1 protein-coding gene (running past one end of the window) is annotated in these 23,104 nt (G+C 43.1%); it reads left to right on the top strand.

Going from position 1 to position 23,104, the window contains the following annotated elements; genetic code table 11:
- Positions 1 to 23,104, top strand: partial view of a T9SS type B sorting domain-containing protein gene (locus HME7025_RS09385; protein ID WP_226998202.1) — the 3' portion only. 35,270 nt of this gene lie to the left of the window's left edge; 23,104 of the gene's 58,374 nt are visible here — the last part of the coding sequence; its start codon lies off the left edge, out of view; its stop codon occupies positions 23,102 to 23,104.

Here is a 23,104-nt window from a genome sequence, read left to right as displayed (position 1 = left end):
GAGCTCAAGCATTACTGTAAGTCCAGGAGCAGCTACGAAATTAGTAGTAACAGGAACTGGCACTCAAACAGCAGGAGGTAGCCAAACTGTAACTGTTACTGCGAAAGATGCGAATGGCAATACAGCAACGACATATACCGGAGCTAAGAACATTACGTTCTCAGGAGCGAGCACTTCGAGTAGTCCAGCGACAGTACCAACGGTAGCAGCCACGAACTTTGGCACAGCAACAAGCTTAACATTTACGAATGGAGTAGCGAGTGGAACGATGGTATTGTATAAAGCGGAGTCATCAACTGTATCAGCGACCGACGGTACGATTTCTTCTACAGGAGGCGATCGTCTATCGGTAACAGTAAGTCCAGCGAGCTATAGTAAATTGGCAGTAAGTCTTGCAACGCCACAAGTGAATGGTACAGCCTTTACAGGAACCAATACCTTGACAGCGCAAGATGCTTATGGTAATACCGTATCATTTAATGCATCAACAAATAATGTAACAGTTAGTACCACTTTAACGGGTAGTATTTCTGGATTATCAGGAACAAATAAATTAACCAATGCAGGAGACTTTGTTGCTGGAGTAGCCAACTTGACTAGTTTAGGTTTAACATTCACTGGAACCACAGGTGCAGGAACATTTACCTTTACCCCATCATCTGGTACAGCAGCTACTAGCTCAAGCATTACAGTAAATCCAGGAGCAGCTACGAAATTAGTAGTAACAGGAACTGGCACTCAAACAGCAGGAGGTAGCCAAACAGTTACCATAACAGCGAAAGATGCGAATGGTAATACGGCAACGACATATACCGGAGCAAAAAGTATTACGTTCTCAGGAGCGAGCACCTCGAGTAGTCCAGCGACCGTACCAACAGTAGGTGCTACAGACTTTGGTACAGCAACTAGCTTAACATTTACGAATGGAGTAGCGACATCATCGATGGTATTGTATAAAGCGGAGTCATCGACTGTATCAGCGACCGACGGCACGATTTCATCTACAGGTTCAGATCGTTTATCTGTAACAGTATCACCAGCTACCTTTAGTAAATTTGCAGTTAGCTTAACTAGTCCACAAAGCAGTGGTGTAGCCTTTACAGGCACGAATAGCTTAACGGCGCAAGATGCTTATGGTAATACAGTAACTAGCTTTGATGCGAGTGCGAATAATGTGACGGTTACTACCACATTGACTGGGGCAATTACAGGTTTATCTGGAACAAATGTATTGAATGCGGCAGGTGATTTTGTGAGCGGTATAGCTAATTTGACCTCAGCCATCACATTTACAGGTACATCTGGAACAGGAACCTTTACCTTTACTCCAGCGACAGGTACAGCTTCTACATCAGGCAATGTAAGTATTGGATCAGGAGCAGCCACGAAATTGGTAGTGACTGGAACTGGCACTCAAACAGCAGGAGGTAGCCAAACAGTTACCATTACAGCGAAAGATGCGAATGGTAATACAGCAACCACATATACCGGAGCTAAGAACATTACGTTCTCTGGAGCAGGCACCTCAAGTAGCCCAGCTACAGTACCAACTGTGGGTGCTACAGACTTTGGCACAGCGACAAGCTTAACATTTACGAATGGAGTAGCGAGTGGAACGATGGTATTGTATAAAGCAGAGTCATCGACAGTATCAGCGACAGACGGCATTATTTCGTCCACGGGAGGCGATCGTTTATCAGTAACAGTAAGTCCAGCGAGCTATAGTAAATTGGCAGTAAGCCTAGCTACACCACAGGTGAATGGCACAGCCTTTACAGGAACGAATACATTAACCGCGCAAGATGCTTATGGAAATACCGTATCATTTAATGCATCAACTAATAATGTAACAGTTAGTACCACTTTAACGGGTAGTATTTCTGGATTATCTGGAACAAATAAATTGACCAATGCAGGAGACTTTGTTGCTGGAGTAGCCAACTTGACTAGTTTAGGTTTAACATTCACTGGAACCACAGGTGCAGGAACATTTACCTTTACTCCAGCGAGTGGAACAGCGGCAACGAGCTCAAGTATTACAGTTAATTCAGGATCAGCTACGAAATTAGTAGTAACAGGAACTGGTACTCAAACTGCAGGTGGTAGTCAGACAGTAACGGTTACCGCACAAGATGCGAGTGGCAATACAGCAACAACATATACAGGAGCAAAAAGTATTACATTCAGTGGAGCGACTGCATCATCAAGTCCTGTGACAAATCCAACAGTTGCAGCTACGAACTTTGGTACAGCAACTAGCTTGACCTTTACGGCAGGTGTGGCAACAGGATCTATGGTCTTGTACAAAGCAGAATCTGCAACAGTGAATGCGACTGATGGAACGATCAACTCAAATACAGGCGGAACCTTGAACGTAACGGTTAGTCCATCGACGATGACGAAGTTGGCGGTGAGCTTAACGAGTCCACAAATCAATGGCACAGCCTTTACAGGAACAAACACCTTGACAGCACAAGATGCTTATGGAAATACGGTAACGACTTTTGCAGCTAACACGAATAACGTAACAGTAACGACAAGTTTAACAGGAACAATTAGTGGTTTAGGTTCAGGAGTTAACAATGTATTGAACCAAGCGGGTGATTTTGTTAGTGGAGTAGCGAACTTAACGAGCTTAGGCTTGAAGTTCACAGGAACATCTGGAGCAGGAACGTTCACTTTCACTCCAGCTACTGGAACAGCAGCGACTAGTTCGTCTGTTACCATCAACTCAGGTGCAGCGACTAAATTAGTCGTTACAGGAACAGGAACTCAAACAGCAGGAGGTAGCCAAACAATTACCATAACAGCGAAAGATGCGAATGGAAATACAGCAACTACTTACACAGGTACGAAGAGCATTACTTTCTCAGGTGCTAATAGTTCATCATCTCCAGTTACTGCACCAACCATTGCAGGAACAAGCATAGGATCAGCTACTAACATTAGCTTCTCAAATGGAGTGGCAACTGCAAGCATGATCTTGTATAAAGCAGAAAGTGCAACCATAGCTGCAACGGATGGATCTAATGTAGCAGCTGGTTCAGATCGATTATCGGTAACTGTTTCCGAATCAACCATGACGAAATTGGCAGTTAGCTTAGCTAGCCCACAGGTGAATGGCACAGCCTTTACAGGAACCAATACCTTAACAGCACAAGATGCTTATGGTAATACCGTGACAAGCTTCACAGCATCCACGAACAATATTACTGTTAGCAAGACTTTAACAGGAACTATCACTGGTTTGAACGGCGGAGCTGTATTGAACGCTGCAGGTGATTTTGTAAGTGGTGTAGCTAATTTGACAAGTAGATTGATTTTTACAGGTACTATTGGTACAGGAACATTTACTTTTACACCATCAACGGGAACAGCTGTAACAAGCGGTAATGTAGTAGTTAATCCAGGAGCAGCTACTAAATTAGTGATAACAGCTACTCCAGGTTCCGTTACTGCAGGTACTACCAAGTCTATCACGATTACAGCACAAGATACTAGTGGCAACACAGTAACAAGTTACGCTGGTGATAAAAATTTAATATTCTCAACTTCTACTACACCATCAAAAGTACCTACTGCCAGCAACAAGAATGCCGTTGATATTGATTTTGGATCAACGACTGTTGTAACGTTTGTTAATGGAGTAGGAACTAGTATATTAAAAGGATATAAATCTGAATTAACAACAGTCAGTGTGACTGATGGCACTATTGGTTCGAGTGGTGGAGGTAATTTACCGTTGGATATTACTCCAGGAGCATTTAGTAAATTAGCCGTTAGTTTAGCTAGTCCTCAAATTTCGGGAACGGCCTTTACAGGTACAAATACCTTAACTGCTCAAGATGCTTATGGTAATACAGTTAATTTAGATGCTTCAACGAATAACGTTACAGTTACTAATAGTCTAGGAGGAACAATCACAGGTTTATCTGGTACGAATAAATTATCCAATGCTAACGATTTTGTAGGAGGTGTAGCTAATTTAACTAGTTTAGGATTTATATATACAGGAGCTTCTGGAACAGGTACATTTACCTTTACTCCAGCTACTGGAACGGCTATAACAAGTAGTAATGTTACAATTAATCCAGGTACTGTTAGTCGCTTAGAAATAACTGGAACAGGTACTCAAACTGCTGGTGGATCCCAAACAATTACACTACGTGCCAAAGATGCAAGTGGTAATATTGTACCATCTTACACTGGAGATAAGTCCATCACCTTCTCAGGTGCACTTTCTTCTTCAAATCCAGTTGTTAATCCAACCGCTTCGGATAAAACAAGTGCAGATGTGAGTTTTGGAACAGCTACAACAATCACATTTACGAATGGTGTAGCAACTACTACCTTAAAATTGTATAAGGCAGAAACGGCTACATTAGTAGCTACCCAAGGGGCATTGGTAACTAGTGGTGGAGATCGTCTATCGGTAGTAGTTTCTCCAACTAGCTTAAACAAATTTGCTGTAGCCTTATCTACGCCACAAACAAATGGACAAGCATTTACATCTTCGAACCAAGTGACGGCTCAAGATGCTTATGGTAATACCATTACTAATTTTGATGCAAGTGCAAATAATGTAACAGTTACGACAACCTTAACTGGTTCAATCTCTGGATTGTCTGGAACGAATAAATTGACCAATGCGGGAGATTTTGTGAGTGGAGTGGCTAATTTGACTAGTCTAGGAATGATATTTACGGGTACATCTGGATCAGGAACATTTACGTTTACTTCTGCTACAGGAGGTGCATCAGGTACTAGTGCTACGATATCCATTGGTGGAGGAACAGCCACTAAATTGGTGATGACTGGAAATGTTAGTCAAACAGCAGGTTCATCACAAACAATTACATTGACAGCTCAAGATGCTAATGGAAATACAGCTACAGGATATACTGGGGTTAAAAATATTACATTCACAGGAGCAACTAGCTCTCCTAGTCCAGCAACAAATCCAACTGTAAGTGGAGTGAACTTTGGTACTGCCATTAATATGACATTTACTAGTGGTGTTGCTACGGCTAATATGATCTTGTTTAATGCAGAAAGTGCAACAGTTTCGGCAACGGACGCAAGTATTTCAACAGCTGGTTCTGATCGATTGACTGTGGCAGTTTCAGCAGCAACCTTCAGTAAATTAGCTGTTAGTTTAGCTAGTACGCAATCAAATGGAGTGGCCTTTACAGGTACAAATACCTTGACAGCTTTAGATGCTTATGGCAATACAGTAACAGGATTTAATGCCAGTACCAACCCAATTACTATCACAAGTACATTAACTGGTTCAATATCGGGTTATTCTGCTAATGTGATAAATCAGGCTGGTAATTTCACGAATGGAGTAGCTAATTTAACATCCAATTTAATCTTCACTGGAACTACAGGTACTGGAACATTTACCTTTACTCCACAATCTGGCACAGCAATTACTTCGGCCAATGTGACGATTAATGCTGGTTCGGCTACTAAATTCATAGTAACAGGTTCAGGTACTCAAACTGCAGGTGGTAGTCAAACAATTACGATTACAGCTAAAGATGCTAGTGGCAATACCGCGGCTGCTTATACGGGAACTAAATCCATTACATTCAGTGGAGCCAATGCATCAAGCAGTCCAGCAACTAATCCAACAGTAGCGAGTACAAACTTTGGCACTGCTACAAACGTGAGCTTTAGCAATGGGGTAGCAACAGCAAGTTTGAGCTTATACAAAGTTGAGTCGGCCTTGATTGTAGCTACGGATGGTTCAGTAACAACGAGTGGTTCAGATCGTCTTGCTGTATCTGTGAGTCCAGCTAGCTTCTCGAAATTAGCCGTTAGTTTGGTTGGTTCTCAGGCAAATGGAGTTAGCTTCTCAGGTAGTAATACCTTGACTGCCTTGGATGCTTATGGAAACATAGTGACTGGCTTTGATGCATCAGGAAATAATATTACGGTAACTACTACCTTAACAGGAAGTATCTCTGGTCTATCTGGTACAGATAAATTATCGAGTGCAGGTGACTTTAGCAATGGTGTAGCCAACTTGTCAAGCTTGGGAATGAAATTTACAGGTACAGTAGGAACAGGTACATTTACATTCACTCCTGTTTCAGGAACTGCCGTTACTTCGGGTAATGTATCAATCGGTTCAGGAGTACCTACGCGTTTGGTCGTTACTGGAACTTCTACTCAAACGGCAGGAGGGACTCAGGTCATTACGATTACGGCAAAAGATGCTAATGGTAATACTGTAACTTCTTATACAGGAGATCATGCTTTGACGTTCTCTGGTGCTATAGATTCAAGTAATCCAATTGTTCACCCAACAGTAATTGATAAAAATTCGACAGCGCAAGATATTCATACAGGTGCTACTTTAACATTCACTAACGGTGTTGCTACTACTACCTTGGCTCTTTACACAGCAGAAGTGGCTAACATTGCTTTAAGTGATGGAAGTATTAGTGCGTCTGGTTCTGATCGCTTGACTGTAACGGTTAGTCCTAGTACTTTCAATAAGCTAGTGGTAAATTTAACTTCTCCTCAATCTAACCGAGTAGCCTTTACTGGAACCAATACATTAACTGCTCAAGATGCTTATGGTAATACCATTACCAATTTTGATGCAAGTGCAAATAATGTAACAGTTACGACAACCTTAACTGGAACAATCTCTGGATTATCTGGAACGAATAAATTGACCAGTGCAGGAGATTTTGTAAGTGGTGTGGCTAATTTAACTAGCCTTGGATTGAAATACTCAGGTACCATTGGTGGAGGAACATTTACATTCACTCCGGCCACAGGAACTGCAGCTGTAAGTAGCAGTATTACCATGAGTCCTGGCCCAGCGGACCATATCATGATTATTGGAACTGAAACGCAAACTGCTGGAACTTCTCAGTCGATCACCATACGTATTGTTGATGCAAATCATAATACCGTTACATCTTATGCAGGAACCAAGACTTTAGTATTCTCGGGTGCATCTAGTTCTTCAAGTCCAGCAACTGCACCAACTGCTAATGGAGTAGCATTTGGATCTAATACATCGGCAGACTTTACTTCTGGTATTGCCACCGTTTCATTAGCCTTGTATAAAGCTGAAAATGCGGTTGTTCAAGTAACAGATGGTACTTTAGTTGGGGTTGGTAATCATCATGAACTCCCTGTAACGGTATCTGCTAATAGTTTCAGCAAGCTGGCGGTTAGTCTAGCAAGTCCTCAAACGAGTGGTGTGGCCTTTACGGGTACTAATACCTTACAAGCTTTGGATGCTTATGGTAACTTAGTAACAACCTTTAATGCTGCTGGTAATAATGTTACAGTTAGTACTAGTTTGACAGGTGCTATTTCTGGATTGTCAGGAACCACAGTGTTAAATTCAGGAACAGACTTCTCAGGAGGTGCAGCCAATTTAAGTAGTCTAGGCTTAACATTTACCGGAACATCAGGTACAGGCACATTCACGTTCACGCCAGCGAGCGGAACGGCAGTAACGAGTGGCAGTGTGAGCATAGGAGCAGGATCTGCTACGAAGTTCATTGTGACAGGAACAGGTACGCAGACAGCAGGTGGTAGTCAAAACATCACGATTACAGCCAAAGATGCGAGTGGTAATACAGCAACAGCTTATACGGGAGCTAAATCGATTACGTTCAGTGGAGCTAATGCATCAAGCAGCCCTGCAACTAACCCAACCGTAGCGAGTACAGACTTTGGTACAGCGACCAGTGTGACGTTTAGCAATGGAGTAGCGACAGTAAGCATGAGCTTATACAAAGTAGAGTCGGCCTTGATCGTAGCTACTGATGGTTCAGTAACAACGAGTGGATCCGATCGCTTGAGTGTGAGTGTAAGCCCAGCGGTATTCAGCAAATTAGCCTTGAGCTTAGCAGGACCACAGATCAACGGAGTAGGTTTTACAGGAACGAATAGCTTAACAGCCTTGGATGCTTATGGCAACGTGGTGACAGGCTTTGATGCCTCAACAAATAACATTACTGTAAGCACGAGCTTAAGTGGTAGTATCAGTGGCTTAAGTGGTACGACTAAGTTGAGCAATGCGGGTGACTTTGTGAGTGGAGTAGCGAACTTGAGTAGCTTAGGCTTGAAATATACAGGAGCGGTAGGTTCAGGAACATTCACGTTTACTCCAGCGAGCGGAACAGCCGTAACCAGTGGAAGCATTACGATTAACCCAGGTTCAGCCAATAAGTTTGTGATCACAGGAAGTGGCACGCAGACAGCAGGCACGAGTCAAACGATTACAATCACAGCGAAAGATGCGAATGGTAACACCGTAAGTTCTTATAGCGGAAGTAAAGATTTAACGTTCTCTGGAGCTACTAGTTCAGCATCACCAGCAACAGCACCAAAAGTAGGAAGCACAGACTTTGGCACAGCCACAAGTGTGAGCTTCACGAATGGAGTAGCGACAGCGAGCTTGAGCTTATACAAAGTAGAGTCCGCTTCGATTAGTGTGACCGATGGTAGCTTAACAGCTAGTGGAGGAGGAGAATTGTCAGTAAGTGTATCTGTAGGAAGCTTTGCTAAGTTTAGCTTAGCCTTGGCTGGTCCACAGACTAGTGGTACAGCATTTAGTGGCACGAATAGCTTGACAGCACAAGATGCCTATGGCAACGTAGTGACAGGCTTTGATGCGAGTACAAATAATGTGACAGTGAGCAGTAGCTTAACGGGCAGTATCACAGGCTTAAGTGGCACGAATAAATTGAATAGTGCTTCAGACTTTGTGAGTGGCATAGCGAACTTGACAAGCTTAGGCTTGAAATACACAGGAGCATCAGGTTCAGGTACTTTCACGTTTACCCCAGCCACTGGAGCACCAGTAAGCTCATCATCATTGACGATTAATTCAGGTACTGCTACGAAATTGATTATCACCGGAACAGGCACACAGACAGCGGGTACTAGTCAAACGATAACAATCACAGCGAAAGATGCGAGTGGTAACACTGCAACAGCTTATACGGGAGTTAAGTCGATTACCTTTAGTGGAGCTAGTGCATCAAGCAGTCCAGTGACCAACCCAACAGTGGGTGGCACGAATGTGGGCACAGCGACGAATGTGACATTTAGTAATGGAGTAGCGACAGCGAGCTTGAGCTTGTATCATGTAGAATCAGCGGTATTAGCAGCTACGGATGGCAGTCTATCAGCAGCAGGTTCAGACCGTTTATCGGTATCTGTAAGTGCAGGATCATTCAGCAAATTAATCGTAAGCTTGACGAGTCCACAGACCAGTGGCAGTTCGTTTAGTGGTACGAATAGCTTGACAGCACAAGATGCTTATGGCAACGTAGTGACAGGCTTTGATGCCTCAACCAATAACATCACGGTAAGCACGAGCTTAACAGGATCAATCAGCGGATTATCAGGTACCAATAAGTTGAACAATGCGGGCGACTTTGTAAGTGGAGTGGCTAATATTAGCAGCTTAACATTTACCGGAACATCAGGTACAGGCACATTCACGTTCACGCCAGCAAGCGGAACAGCAGTAACGAGTGGCAGTGTGAGCATAGGAGCAGGATCTGCTACGAAGTTCATTGTGACAGGAACAGGTACGCAGACAGCAGGTGGTAGTCAAAACATCACGATTACAGCCAAAGATGCGAGTGGTAATACAGCAACAGCTTATACGGGAGCTAAATCGATTACGTTCAGTGGAGCTAATGCATCAAGCAGCCCTGCAACTAACCCAACCGTAGCGAGTACAGACTTTGGTACAGCGACCAGTGTGACGTTTAGCAATGGAGTAGCGACAGTAAGCATGAGCTTATACAAAGTAGAGTCGGCCTTGATCGTAGCTACTGATGGTTCAGTAACAACGAGTGGATCCGATCGCTTGAGTGTGAGTGTAAGCCCAGCGGTATTCAGCAAATTAGCCTTGAGCTTAGCAGGACCACAGATCAACGGAGTAGGTTTTACAGGAACGAATAGCTTAACAGCCTTGGATGCTTATGGCAACGTGGTGACAGGCTTTGATGCCTCAACAAATAACATTACTGTAAGCACGAGCTTAAGTGGTAGTATCAGTGGCTTAAGTGGTACGACTAAGTTGAGCAATGCGGGTGACTTTGTGAGTGGAGTAGCGAACTTGAGTAGCTTAGGCTTGAAATATACAGGAGCGGTAGGTTCAGGAACATTCACGTTTACTCCAGCGAGCGGAACAGCCGTAACCAGTGGAAGCATTACGATTAACCCAGGTTCAGCCAATAAGTTTGTGATCACAGGAAGTGGCACGCAGACAGCAGGCACGAGTCAAACGATTACAATCACAGCGAAAGATGCGAATGGTAACACCGTAAGTTCTTATAGCGGAAGTAAAGATTTAACGTTCTCTGGAGCTACTAGTTCAGCATCACCAGCAACAGCACCAAAAGTAGGAAGCACAGACTTTGGCACAGCCACAAGTGTGAGCTTCACGAATGGAGTAGCGACAGCGAGCTTGAGCTTATACAAAGTAGAGTCCGCTTCGATTAGTGTGACCGATGGTAGCTTAACAGCTAGTGGAGGAGGAGAATTGTCAGTAAGTGTATCTGTAGGAAGCTTTGCTAAGTTTAGCTTAGCCTTGGCTGGTCCACAGACTAGTGGTACAGCATTTAGTGGCACGAATAGCTTGACAGCACAAGATGCCTATGGCAACGTAGTGACAGGCTTTGATGCGAGTACAAATAATGTGACAGTGAGCAGTAGCTTAACGGGCAGTATCACAGGCTTAAGTGGCACGAATAAATTGAATAGTGCTTCAGACTTTGTGAGTGGCATAGCGAACTTGACAAGCTTAGGCTTGAAATACACAGGAGCATCAGGTTCAGGTACTTTCACGTTTACCCCAGCCACTGGAGCACCAGTAAGCTCATCATCATTGACGATTAATTCAGGTACTGCTACGAAATTGATTATCACCGGAACAGGCACACAGACAGCGGGTACTAGTCAAACGATAACAATCACAGCGAAAGATGCGAGTGGTAACACTGCAACAGCTTATACGGGAGTTAAGTCGATTACCTTTAGTGGAGCTAGTGCATCAAGCAGTCCAGTGACCAACCCAACAGTGGGTGGCACGAATGTGGGCACAGCGACGAATGTGACATTTAGTAATGGAGTAGCGACAGCGAGCTTGAGCTTGTATCATGTAGAATCAGCGGTATTAGCAGCTACGGATGGCAGTCTATCAGCAGCAGGTTCAGACCGTTTATCGGTATCTGTAAGTGCAGGATCATTCAGCAAATTAATCGTAAGCTTGACGAGTCCACAGACCAGTGGCAGTTCGTTTAGTGGTACGAATAGCTTGACAGCACAAGATGCTTATGGCAACGTAGTGACAGGCTTTGATGCCTCAACCAATAACATCACGGTAAGCACGAGCTTAACAGGATCAATCAGCGGATTATCAGGTACCAATAAGTTGAACAATGCGGGCGACTTTGTAAGTGGAGTGGCTAATATTAGCAGCTTAACATTTACCGGAACATCAGGTACAGGCACATTCACGTTCACGCCAGCAAGCGGAACAGCAGTAACGAGTGGCAGTGTGAGCATAGGAGCAGGATCTGCTACGAAGTTCATTGTGACAGGAACAGGTACGCAGACAGCAGGTGGTAGTCAAAACATCACGATTACAGCCAAAGATGCGAGTGGTAATACAGCAACAGCTTATACGGGAGCTAAATCGATTACGTTCAGTGGAGCTAATGCATCAAGCAGCCCTGCAACTAACCCAACCGTAGCGAGTACAGACTTTGGTACAGCGACCAGTGTGACGTTTAGCAATGGAGTAGCGACAGTAAGCATGAGCTTATACAAAGTAGAGTCGGCCTTGATCGTAGCTACTGATGGTTCAGTAACAACGAGTGGATCCGATCGCTTGAGTGTGAGTGTAAGCCCAGCGGTATTCAGCAAATTAGCCTTGAGCTTAGCAGGACCACAGATCAACGGAGTAGGTTTTACAGGAACGAATAGCTTAACAGCCTTGGATGCTTATGGCAACGTGGTGACAGGCTTTGATGCCTCAACAAATAACATTACTGTAAGCACGAGCTTAAGTGGTAGTATCAGTGGCTTAAGTGGTACGACTAAGTTGAGCAATGCGGGTGACTTTGTGAGTGGAGTAGCGAACTTGAGTAGCTTAGGCTTGAAATATACAGGAGCGGTAGGTTCAGGAACATTCACGTTTACTCCAGCGAGCGGAACAGCCGTAACCAGTGGAAGCATTACGATTAACCCAGGTTCAGCCAATAAGTTTGTGATCACAGGAAGTGGCACGCAGACAGCAGGCACGAGTCAAACGATTACAATCACAGCGAAAGATGCGAATGGTAACACCGTAAGCTCTTATAGTGGAAGTAAAGATTTAACATTCTCAGGAGCTAATAGTTCATTATCTCCTGTTACTAATCCTACAGTTTCCTCTACCAATTTTGGCACATCTACGAGTGTGACCTTCAGTAATGGAGTTGCAACAGCTAGCTTGAGCTTATACAAAGTAGAGTCCGCTTCGATTAGTGTGACCGATGGTAGCTTAACATCTAGTGGAGGAGGAGAATTGTCAGTAAGCGTATCAGTAGGGACATTTGCTAAGTTTAGCTTGGCCTTGGCTGGTCCACAGACTAGCGGTACAGCATTTAGTGGCACGAATAGCTTGACAGCACAAGATGCTTATGGCAACGTAGTGACAGGCTTTGATGCGAGTACGAATAATGTGACAGTGAGCAGTAGCTTAACAGGAAGTATCACAGGTTTAAGTGGCACGAATAAACTGAATAGTGCTTCAGACTTTGTGAGTGGCATAGCGAACTTGACAAGCTTAGGCTTGAAGTTTACTGGCACATCAGGTTCAGGTACATTCACGTTTACCCCAGCTACTGGAGCACCAGTAAGCTCATCATCATTGACGATTAATTCAGGTACTGCTACGAAATTGATTATCACAGGAACAGGCACACAGACAGCGGGTACTAGTCAAACGATAACAATCACAGCGAAAGATGCGAGTGGCAACACCGCAACAGGTTATACAGGAGTTAAGTCGATTACCTTTAGTGGAGCTAGTGCCTCGAGCAGTCCAGTGACCAACCCAACGGTTGGCGGCACGAATGTAGGCACAGCAACGAATGTGACGTTTAGTAATGGAGTAGCGACAGCGAGCTTGAGCTTGTACCAAGTAGAATCAGCGGTATTAGCAGCTACGGATGGAAGTCTATCAGCAGCAGGTTCAGACCGTTTATCTGTATCAGTTTCTGCTGGCACTTTCTCAACTTTTGTTGTTACGATAAGTAGTCCGCAACAAAGTGGAACTGGATTTACTTTCGGAGGTACTAATACCTTAACTGCAAAAGACGCATATGGTAACACAGTGACAGGCTTTGATGCATCATCTAATAATGTTACGGTAACGAGCAGTCTGACAGGAACTATTACTGGATTGTCTGGAATAAATAAATTGACGGGATCAGGTGATTTCGTGAGTGGAATAGCTAACATAAGCAATTTAACGTATACAGGTACTTCAGGTACAGGTACGTTCACGTTCACGCCAGCGAGCGGAACAGCAGTAACGAGCGCCAATGTTGTAATCATGGCAGGTTCTGCTACGAAGTTCATTGTGACAGGAACAGGCACACAGACAGCAGGTGCTAGTCAAAACATCACGATTACAGCCAAAGATGCGAGTGGAAATACCGCAACAGCTTATACGGGAGCTAAATCGATTACATTCAGTGGAGCTAATGCATCAAGCAGCCCTGCAACTAACCCAACAGTAGCGAGTACCGACTTTGGTACCGCGACTAGTGTGAGCTTTAGTAATGGAGTAGCGACGGTAAGCATGAGCTTATACAAAGTAGAGTCGGCATTGATCGTAGCTACTGATGGTTCAGTAACAACGAGTGGTTCCGATCGCTTGAGTGTGAGTGTTAGCCCAGCAGTATTCAGCAAATTAGCCTTGAGCTTGGCGGGACCACAGATCAATGGAGTAGCCTTTACAGGAACGAATAGCTTAACAGCCTTGGATGCTTATGGCAACGTGGTGACAGGCTTTGATGCCTCAGGAAATAACATTACTGTAAGCACGAGCTTAAGTGGTAGTATCAGTGGCTTAAGTGGCACTGATAAACTAAATAGTGCATCAGACTTTGTGAGTGGAGTAGCGAACTTGAGTAGCTTAGGCTTGAAGTACACAGGAGCGGTTGGTTCAGGAACATTCACATTTACTCCAGCGAGCGGAACAGCCGTAACAAGTGGAAGCATTACGATTAACCCAGGTTCGGCTAACCGACTTGTAATTACGGGTACAGGAACGCAAACGGCTGGTAGTTCACAAACGATTACGATCACGGCAAAAGATGCTAGTGGCAATACGATTACATCATATACTGGCGATAAGTCGCTTACCTTCTCAGGAGCGAATAGCTCATTGAGTCCGGTTACGACACCTAAAGTAACCGATAAGAATTCGAATCAAATTAGCTTAGGTACAGCTGCAACTATCACATTTACGAATGGTGTAGCAACAACCAACTTAGCCTTGTATTTAGCTGAAGCGGTTAATATTGTTGTAAGTGATGGAACATTGACTGCTTCGGGTGCTGATCGTTTGGCTATCACAGTAGGAGTAGGATCTTTCTCCAAATTTGGCTTGACATTAGCTGCTTCTCAATCAAGTGGTACAGCATTTAGTGGTACAAATACCTTAACGGCATTAGATGCTTATGGTAACGTTGTGACAGGCTTTGATGCAAGTGCGAATAATGTGACTGTAAGCAGTAGCTTAACAGGAAGTATTAGTGGTTTAAGTGGTACGAATAAATTAACTAGTGCATCAGACTTTGTGAATGGCGTAGCGAACTTAAGTAGTCTGGGTCTAACCTTTACAGGAACTTCAGGTACAGGTACATTCACCTTTACTCCAGCTACAGGATTAGCAGTAACAAGTTCTAACGTAAGTATAAGTTCTGGTTCAGCTACTCGATTAATCATCACGGGGGCTTCTACACAAACAGCAGGTGTTGCTCAGACAATTACAATTACAGCGAAAGATGCCAATGGAAATATTGTAACTAGTTTCACAGGAGACAAAACCCTAGTGTTCTCAGGAGCAAGTTTATCACCTAATGGTAATTTCACCGCAAGTGCTACTAATAAAACTGCTGTAGCTACCAATTTTGGTACCAATACAGTAGTGACATTTAACAACGGTGTTGCTAGTTCGAGTCTTGTATTGTATGCCGCTGAAACTGCCAATGTTGCGGCAAGTACAGCTGGTATAACAGCTTCTAGCGGTTCTGATCGTTTAGCTGTGACAGTAAGTACAGGAACATTCAGCCAGCTTACTGTAAGTTTAGCAGCATCACAATCAAATGCTATTGCTTGGACTGGTACGAATACCTTGACGGCCAAAGATGCTTACGGTAATATAGTGACCACATTTAATGCGGCTTCTAATGTCATCACTGTAAGCTCTAGTTTAACAGGTAACATTACTGGATTGTCAGGCATAAATAAATTAAATGCAGCAGGCGACTTTGTTAATGGGGTAGCTAATTTATCTAGCCTTGGTATCGTTTATTCTGGCTTAGCGGGCTCAGTTAACTTTACCTTTACACCAACGTCTGGTTCAGCTAGCTCAGGTGGTCCTGTAACGATTAATCCTGGCGCCTTGAATAAACTAATTGTTACTGGATCTGCTACACAAATTGCAGGTACAGCACAGACAATTACTTTAACAGCAAAAGATTCAGGAGGCAACACCATTACAAGCTATACTGGAACGAAGAGCTTGACATTCTCTGGAGCTACAGCTTCAACACTTCCAGTGACTAATCCTACAGTGGGAAGCACAGCCTTTGGATCAGCAACTAGTGTCGTGTTCACCAATGGTGTGGCCACAGCTAGTATGAACTTGTATCATGTCGAAAATGCAGTAATTGCAGTAAGTGATGGTACTATTTCTTCAACAGGAACTGATCGCTTAGCAGTAACTGTTAATCCTGCTGTCTTTAATAAACTACAAGTTACATTAGCTAGTACGCAAGCAAATGGGGTGGCCTTTACTGGGGCTAATACCTTAACAGCCATGGATGCATATGGCAACGTGGAAACGAGCTTTGATGCTTCAGCAAATAACATTAGTGTAACAACTAGCTTAACAGGAAGTATTTCAGGATTATCAGGAACGAATAAACTTACTAATGTAGGTGACTTTGTTAATGGAGTAGCCAACCTAACAAACCTTGGTTTGAAATTTACAGGTACTTCAGGAACTGGTACTTTAACTTTCACTCCTGCGACAGGTACCGCTGTAACAAGTACGAATGTAACTTTCACAAGTGGAAGTGTAAGCAAGTTCATTGTAACTGGAGCAGCAAACCAAGTAGCTGGTGTGGCTCAAACTATCACCATTACGGCGAAAGATGCTAGTGGAAATACGGTTACATCGTATACAGGTGCTAAGCTATTGACATTCTCTGGTGCAAATCCATCAACTAGCCCAGTGACAAAAGCTACAGTTGCTGGCGTAGACGTTGAAACAGAAACTACCATTACATTTAGTAACGGTGTGGCCACAGCTAGCATGATTTTATATCAGGTAGAAACGGCAAATGTAGCTGTGACGGATGGAAGTGTTTTAGCAGAAGGAACTGATCGATTAACTGTAGCTGTCACAGCAGGAAACTTTAGCAAATTTGCTCTAGCCTTAGTAAGTCCTCAAAATAGCGCAGTTGCTTTCACGGGTACTAACACCTTAACAGCTCAAGATGCATACGGAAATACAGTGACAGGATTTAGTGCAGCTACAAATAATATCACTGTAACAACAAGCTTGGCTGGAACCATCTCTGGATTATCTGGTACAAATAAATTAAATGCAGCAGGTGACTTTGTGAATGGAGTGGCTAATTTAACTAGCCTTGGTATGATATATTCTGGTAATCCAGGAACAGGTACTTTCACATTTACACCTAATACAGGAACAGCTATTACCAGTGGTAATATTCTTATCAATGGTGGTGTGGCGACTAAATTAGTGATTACCTCGGCCGCAAGTACCGCAGCAGCTGGTGTAGCTCAAAGTATCATTATCACAGCTAAAGATACTAATGGGAATACTTCTACGATTTATACAGGTACTAAGTCATTGGTATTCTCGGGTGCTAATTCATCTGCAAGTCCTGCTACTTCACCTATAGCAACTAGCATTGCGTTTGGAACAGCGACTCCAGTTACTTTTGTCAATGGGGTAGCTACCTTGAACGTCACGCTATTTAAAGCTGAAACAGCTCTAATCGCAGCTACTGACGGAACGATCTCTAGTGCAGGTGCTGACAGATTAAGTTTATCAGTGACTCCAAGTACCTTCTCTAAATTGGCGGTAAGTTTAGCTTCTCCTCAAAATAGTGCAGTTGCTTTCACGGGTACTAACACCTTAACAGCTCAAGATGCATACGGAAATACAGTGACAGGATTTAGTGCAGCTACAAATAATATCACTGTAACAACAAGCTTGGCTGGAACCATCTCTGGATTATCTGGTACAAATAAATTGACCAGTGCGACTGACTTTGTAGCTGGAGTTTCTAGCTTGACTGGATTAACTTATGCAGGTGTAACAGGTACAGGTACATTTACCTTCACGCCTGCTAGCGGAACAGCTGTAACTAGCCCATCCATTGTAATTAATACCAATGTTGCAAGTGCAGCAACTTCTACATTAACACCTATTAGTGCGAGTTTGGTAGCTTCTGGCGTTTCACAAACATTAACCGTTACAGCCAAAGATGCTTTGGGTAACGCAATTACTACAGGTGGAGCTACTGTTGTAATAACTAAATTATCTGGTGTAGGAACAGTTTCTGCTGTAACTGATAATGCTAATGGAACTTATACAGCTACGGTTAGCTCATTAATAGCAGGTACAGGTGTTTTTGTAGCCACCATCAATGCTAATCCAGTATTAAGTGGAACGGCTAGTCAAACGCAAGCAAGCATAACCTTTACTGTGGGTGCTGTCAATGCAACTGTGTCTACATTGACTCCTACTACAGCGAATATATTTGCTGATGGTAGTACGCAAACTTTAACTGTAACAGCGAAAGATCTAAATGGTAATGCCATAACGACTGGCGGTGCAACAGTACTTATTACTAAATCTTCTGGAGTTGGAACAGTTTCTACTGTAACAGATAATGGTAACGGAACTTATACTGCCACTGTAAGTTCAAATACTCCAGGTACAGGTGTATTTGTAGCAAGCATCAATGGCAATCCAGTATTAAGCGGAAATAGTAGTCAAACAACTGCAAGTATTACTTTCAATACGGGAGCAGCTACGAAATTGATTATTACAGGTTCTGGTACCCAAACAGCAGGTGGACAACAAATTATCACCATTACTGCCAAAGATGCTAGTGGAAATACAGCCTTAGGGTATACAGGATCTAAATTAGTGACATTCAGTGGTGCTACTAGTTCAGCCAGCCCAGTGACAGCACCAAGCATAGATGGTACTAATATGGGTACAGCTACCAGCTTGAACTTTAGTCAGGGTGTAGCTACTGCAGTGATGAGATTGTATAAAGCTGAAACAGCAACCATTACTGCATCCGAAGGTACTATAGCTACAATTGGTACAGATCGCTTGACTGTTGCTGTTAGCACAGCCATCATGTCTAAGTTTGAATTGAACTTAAGCAGCCCTCAAGTAGCAGGACAAGCATTTGTGGGTGTCAATACCTTGACAGCTCAAGATGCCTTTGGTAATATCATCACAAACTTCAATGCAAGTAGTAATAATGTGACAGTTAGCACCAACTCGCTTGGAACAATATCAGGATTGTCTGGTACCAACAAATTGAATGCTGCCACTGACTTTGTTAATGGAGTAGCCAACCTAACTAGCTTAGGTTTAATCTATACTGGTGAAACTGGTGCAGTTACATTTACATTTACGGCTTCTACGGGTGCAACAGTAACAAGTCCTAGCATTACGTTAAGTTCAGGAGAAGCTGCTAAGATTAAATTAAGCACTATTGCTAACCATGTAGCAGGTTTACCGCAAACGATCACCGCTACATTAGTGGATGTGACCAATAATCCGGTGAAAGCAACAGCCAATGGTGTTATCACTTTAACTGTGAAAACAGGTACAGGAACTCTTACAGGAACTGTTTCAGCTACCTTGTTAGCAGGTTCTAGCTCTGTTGAAATTAGTGGTTGGTCGTATACTAAGAGTGAAACAGGTGTGGTATTATTGGCCACTGGAAGCGGATTGACTTCTAATAATGTGACAGGTAAAACGGGTGAGTCAAATGCCTTTAATGTGACAGCGGGTGCACCTGCCAACTTCATTATTAAATCAAACAATAATACGGTAAGAGCTGGCCTTAAACTGACCATCGACATATTTGCAGTAGATCAGTATCAAAATACAATAAAAGATTTCAAACAAAGTCTACTCATGGCATTTGCTGGAGCATCCATTTCTCCAAACCGTATTGCTTTGCCTCAGATTGGAGAACCTCAGACAACTACGGCTTCCATTCCAAGTGATAGTAAGCCACAATCACGAGTAGAATCTAGTAAGAAAACGACAAATTCTACCGTTAATATTTTAAGTAGTGCAACGGGCGGAGCTAGTTTGGCAAATGCTAAAACAGGAGCAGGCAGTGCCAATCTTGTATTGGATGGATTTACGCCATTTGGATCTGATGTATTGGTCAAATTTGTGAATGGAGTTGCTACCCTAGAATTAGTCTTGTTTGCTGCCGAAGTTGCCAATATTGATGCTAGAACAGTTACTGGATCTATTGTGACCAAGCCAGAAAACAAATTGCCAATCACCGTAGTGCCAGATAAGTTCAACACCTTAGAGGTAAAATTAGATCCTGTACAAGAATCAGGTAAGCCAATTACGGGATCAATGACCGCTGTGGATGAATGGGGTAATGTGGTTAAAACATTTAACGCTGCAGAAAATCCAGTTAAGATTGTGGTTACCAGTGTATCTGGATCAACGTCAACAAGTCAAAGCACTTATGTTTTATCTAAACCTACGGACTTCACTCAAGGAGTTGCTGATTTCTCAGTACTAGGAATTACCTACAAGGAAGCAACTTCTGGATCTAGTAAATTAACCATTACACCGACAGAAGGTGCTGCTGTTCAAACTCCTGAAATTGTGGTAGTTTCACCAGATACAGATGGCGATAGTGTGACAGATGAACAAGAGTTAATAGATAAGACAGACGTAAACGATGGCTGTTCCTATTTGATGAGTTCATTTGTTTTATCTAAAACATCCGCAGCCTGGAAAGCGATGGATTGCGATGGCGATGGATCTCCAAATGGAACCGACGTTGAACCATCGAATGCATGTTCAGGTGGAGTAGCAGGATATATTCCTCCAAGAGGAAGTGTTGGTTATGCCAAATATTTTGCAGGAGATTGCGATAGCGATGGTATTTCAAACGAAATGGAATGTAACGGAGGCTATTTAGGAACAGGATCTTGCCAAGACTTTGATTCAGATGGTATTCCTAACTTCTTAGATCCAGATTCGGATAACGACGGTATCTTAGACATGATTGAGAAGAACATCGATAGCGATGGAGATGGTCATGCCAACTACTTGGATTTAGATTCGGATAACGACGGTATCTTGGATTCTCAAGAAAGATCATACGATACGGATGGAGATGGAGTGATGAACTTCTTGGATATCGATTCAGATAATGACGGAATATTGGATGCATGGGAAGGAACAGACAACAAGCGCGGAACAATCGATGACAATTACGATGGCCGTGTGGATAAAAATGGATCTGCACCAGATGTGAACGGAAATGGATTGGCTGACTTCTTAGAAGGTAACCCTGCACCAGTGCCTGATACAGATAAGGACGGAACACCGGATTATATCGACCTAGACTCTGATGGAGACGGAATCGCAGATAAGATAGAATTAACGAATGATCCAGATAAGGATGGTAAACCAAACTACCGAGATAAAGATTCGGATGGCGATTGGTTAGGAGATAGCGATGAGCGAGATACGGACAATGATGGAGATCGTATACCAAATTACTTAGATGCAGATTCGGATGGAGACGGTATACCAGATGCATGGGAAGGAAAAGATAAGTGTAGAGAATGCGATAATTCGAATGACGACAATGATAACGGTTGGGATGATCGTGGCGAATACAAAGCGGTGATAGATAGCGACAAGGATGGATCACCTGACTTCTTAGATCTAGATTCCGATAATGACTGTATACCTGACGGAGTAGAAGGCGGCGCAGATTGGGATCAAGATAAATTGGCCAATTTCCGCGATACAGATTCAGACGGAGACGGTATCCTAGATATAGTTGAAGTAGGAGATTGCAATAAACCTTGGGATACGGATGGTGATGGCTTGAAAAACTTTGAGGATACGGATTCTGATGGAGATGGTATACCAGATAATATCGAGGCAGGTAAGGATTTATCGAAACCTGTTGATACGGATGGCGACGGAATTCCAGATATGTTGGATTTAGATTCGGACAATGATACCATTCCAGATAAAGTGGAAGTAGGGAGCGACGTATGGAAACCATTGGATACGGATAAGGATGGTAAGGCCGACTTCCGTGATACGGATTCAGATAATGATACTGTTACTGATCGCATGGAAGTGGGTTCAAATCCAAATATGCCACGTGATTCCGATAAAGATGGTTTGCCAGATTATCGAGATACTGATTCAGATAATGATACCATGCCAGATGGAGTAGAAGTAGGTATTATCAACGGTGTACCTGTGGATACGGATAAAGATGGTTTGGCAGATATGATTGATACGGATTCGGATAATGACGGAATTCCAGATAGCATAGAAGCAGGTATGGTTCCATTAGTACCATTGGATTCTGATGGCGATCTATTACCAGATTACCGTGATATAGATTCGGATAACGATGGTATTATAGACAGTATTGAGGTAGGTCCAGATGTGAATAATCCGCTGAACACAGATGGAGACTTCCTAAAAGATGGTTCACCGAAATACGATTACCGTGATACTGATTCAGACAACGATGGTATACCAGATTTCATTGAGGCAGGAGCAGATCCATTGAAACCACAGGATTCAGATGGAGATTTAGTTCCTGATTACCGTGAATTGGATGCAGACAATGACGGTATTCCAGATAGCGTAGAAGCTGGTAAGGATCCGATGATTCCTGTCGATACCGATAAAGACGGTAGAGCGAACTATACTGATACTGATTCTGACAATGATACCATCTCGGATAAAATAGAGGCAGGAGATAATCCAAAAGTTCCTGTGGATACGGATAAAGATGGCATGCCAGATTACTTGGATCTAGATACCGATGGAGATACTATACCAGATAAGGTAGAGGTTGGATCTGATCCGAATAGACCAGTAGATACGGATAAAGACGGTATATATGATTTCCGCGATTTGGATTCAGATGCTGATGGTATTCCGGATAAGATGGAAGCAGGTTTAAATCCAAACGTACCAGATGATACTGATGGTGATGGTTTAGCCGATTACCGCGATGTAGATTCGGATAATAACGGAATCTCGGATAAAGAAGAAGTGGGTCCAGATCCATTGCGTCCAATTGATACCGATGGAGATGGAGTACCTGATTACAAAGATCCTGATGATGATGGTGATGGTATCCCAGATAAATTGGAGGATGACTTGAATTACGGTGCTTTACCAGATTGTGATCATGACGGTATACCAAATAGTAAGGATAAGGATATTTGCGAACCATTTGTGACGCAAGGATTCTCACCAAATGGAGATGGTGTCAACGATAAGTTTGTGATTCCTGGAATTATGAGCATGCCAAACCACCACTTAACCATCTTTAATCGTTGGGGTAATATTGTGTACGAAATCGACAATTATAAAAATGATTGGGGTGGCGAGATACCAAAAGGCGTAGGTATCGTTCAAGGAGAAGGTACAATTACAGATGGTGTTTACTTCTACATCATCGACTTCAAAGGAGCGAAACCAAATATTCAATCGTTCATTTATGTGAACAGATTGGATAAATAA

This window comes from Aquirufa nivalisilvae (assembly GCF_003143535.1).
Lineage (GTDB): Bacteria > Bacteroidota > Bacteroidia > Cytophagales > Spirosomataceae > Aquirufa > Aquirufa nivalisilvae.
This window is presented reverse-complemented; position numbering and strand designations above follow the sequence as displayed.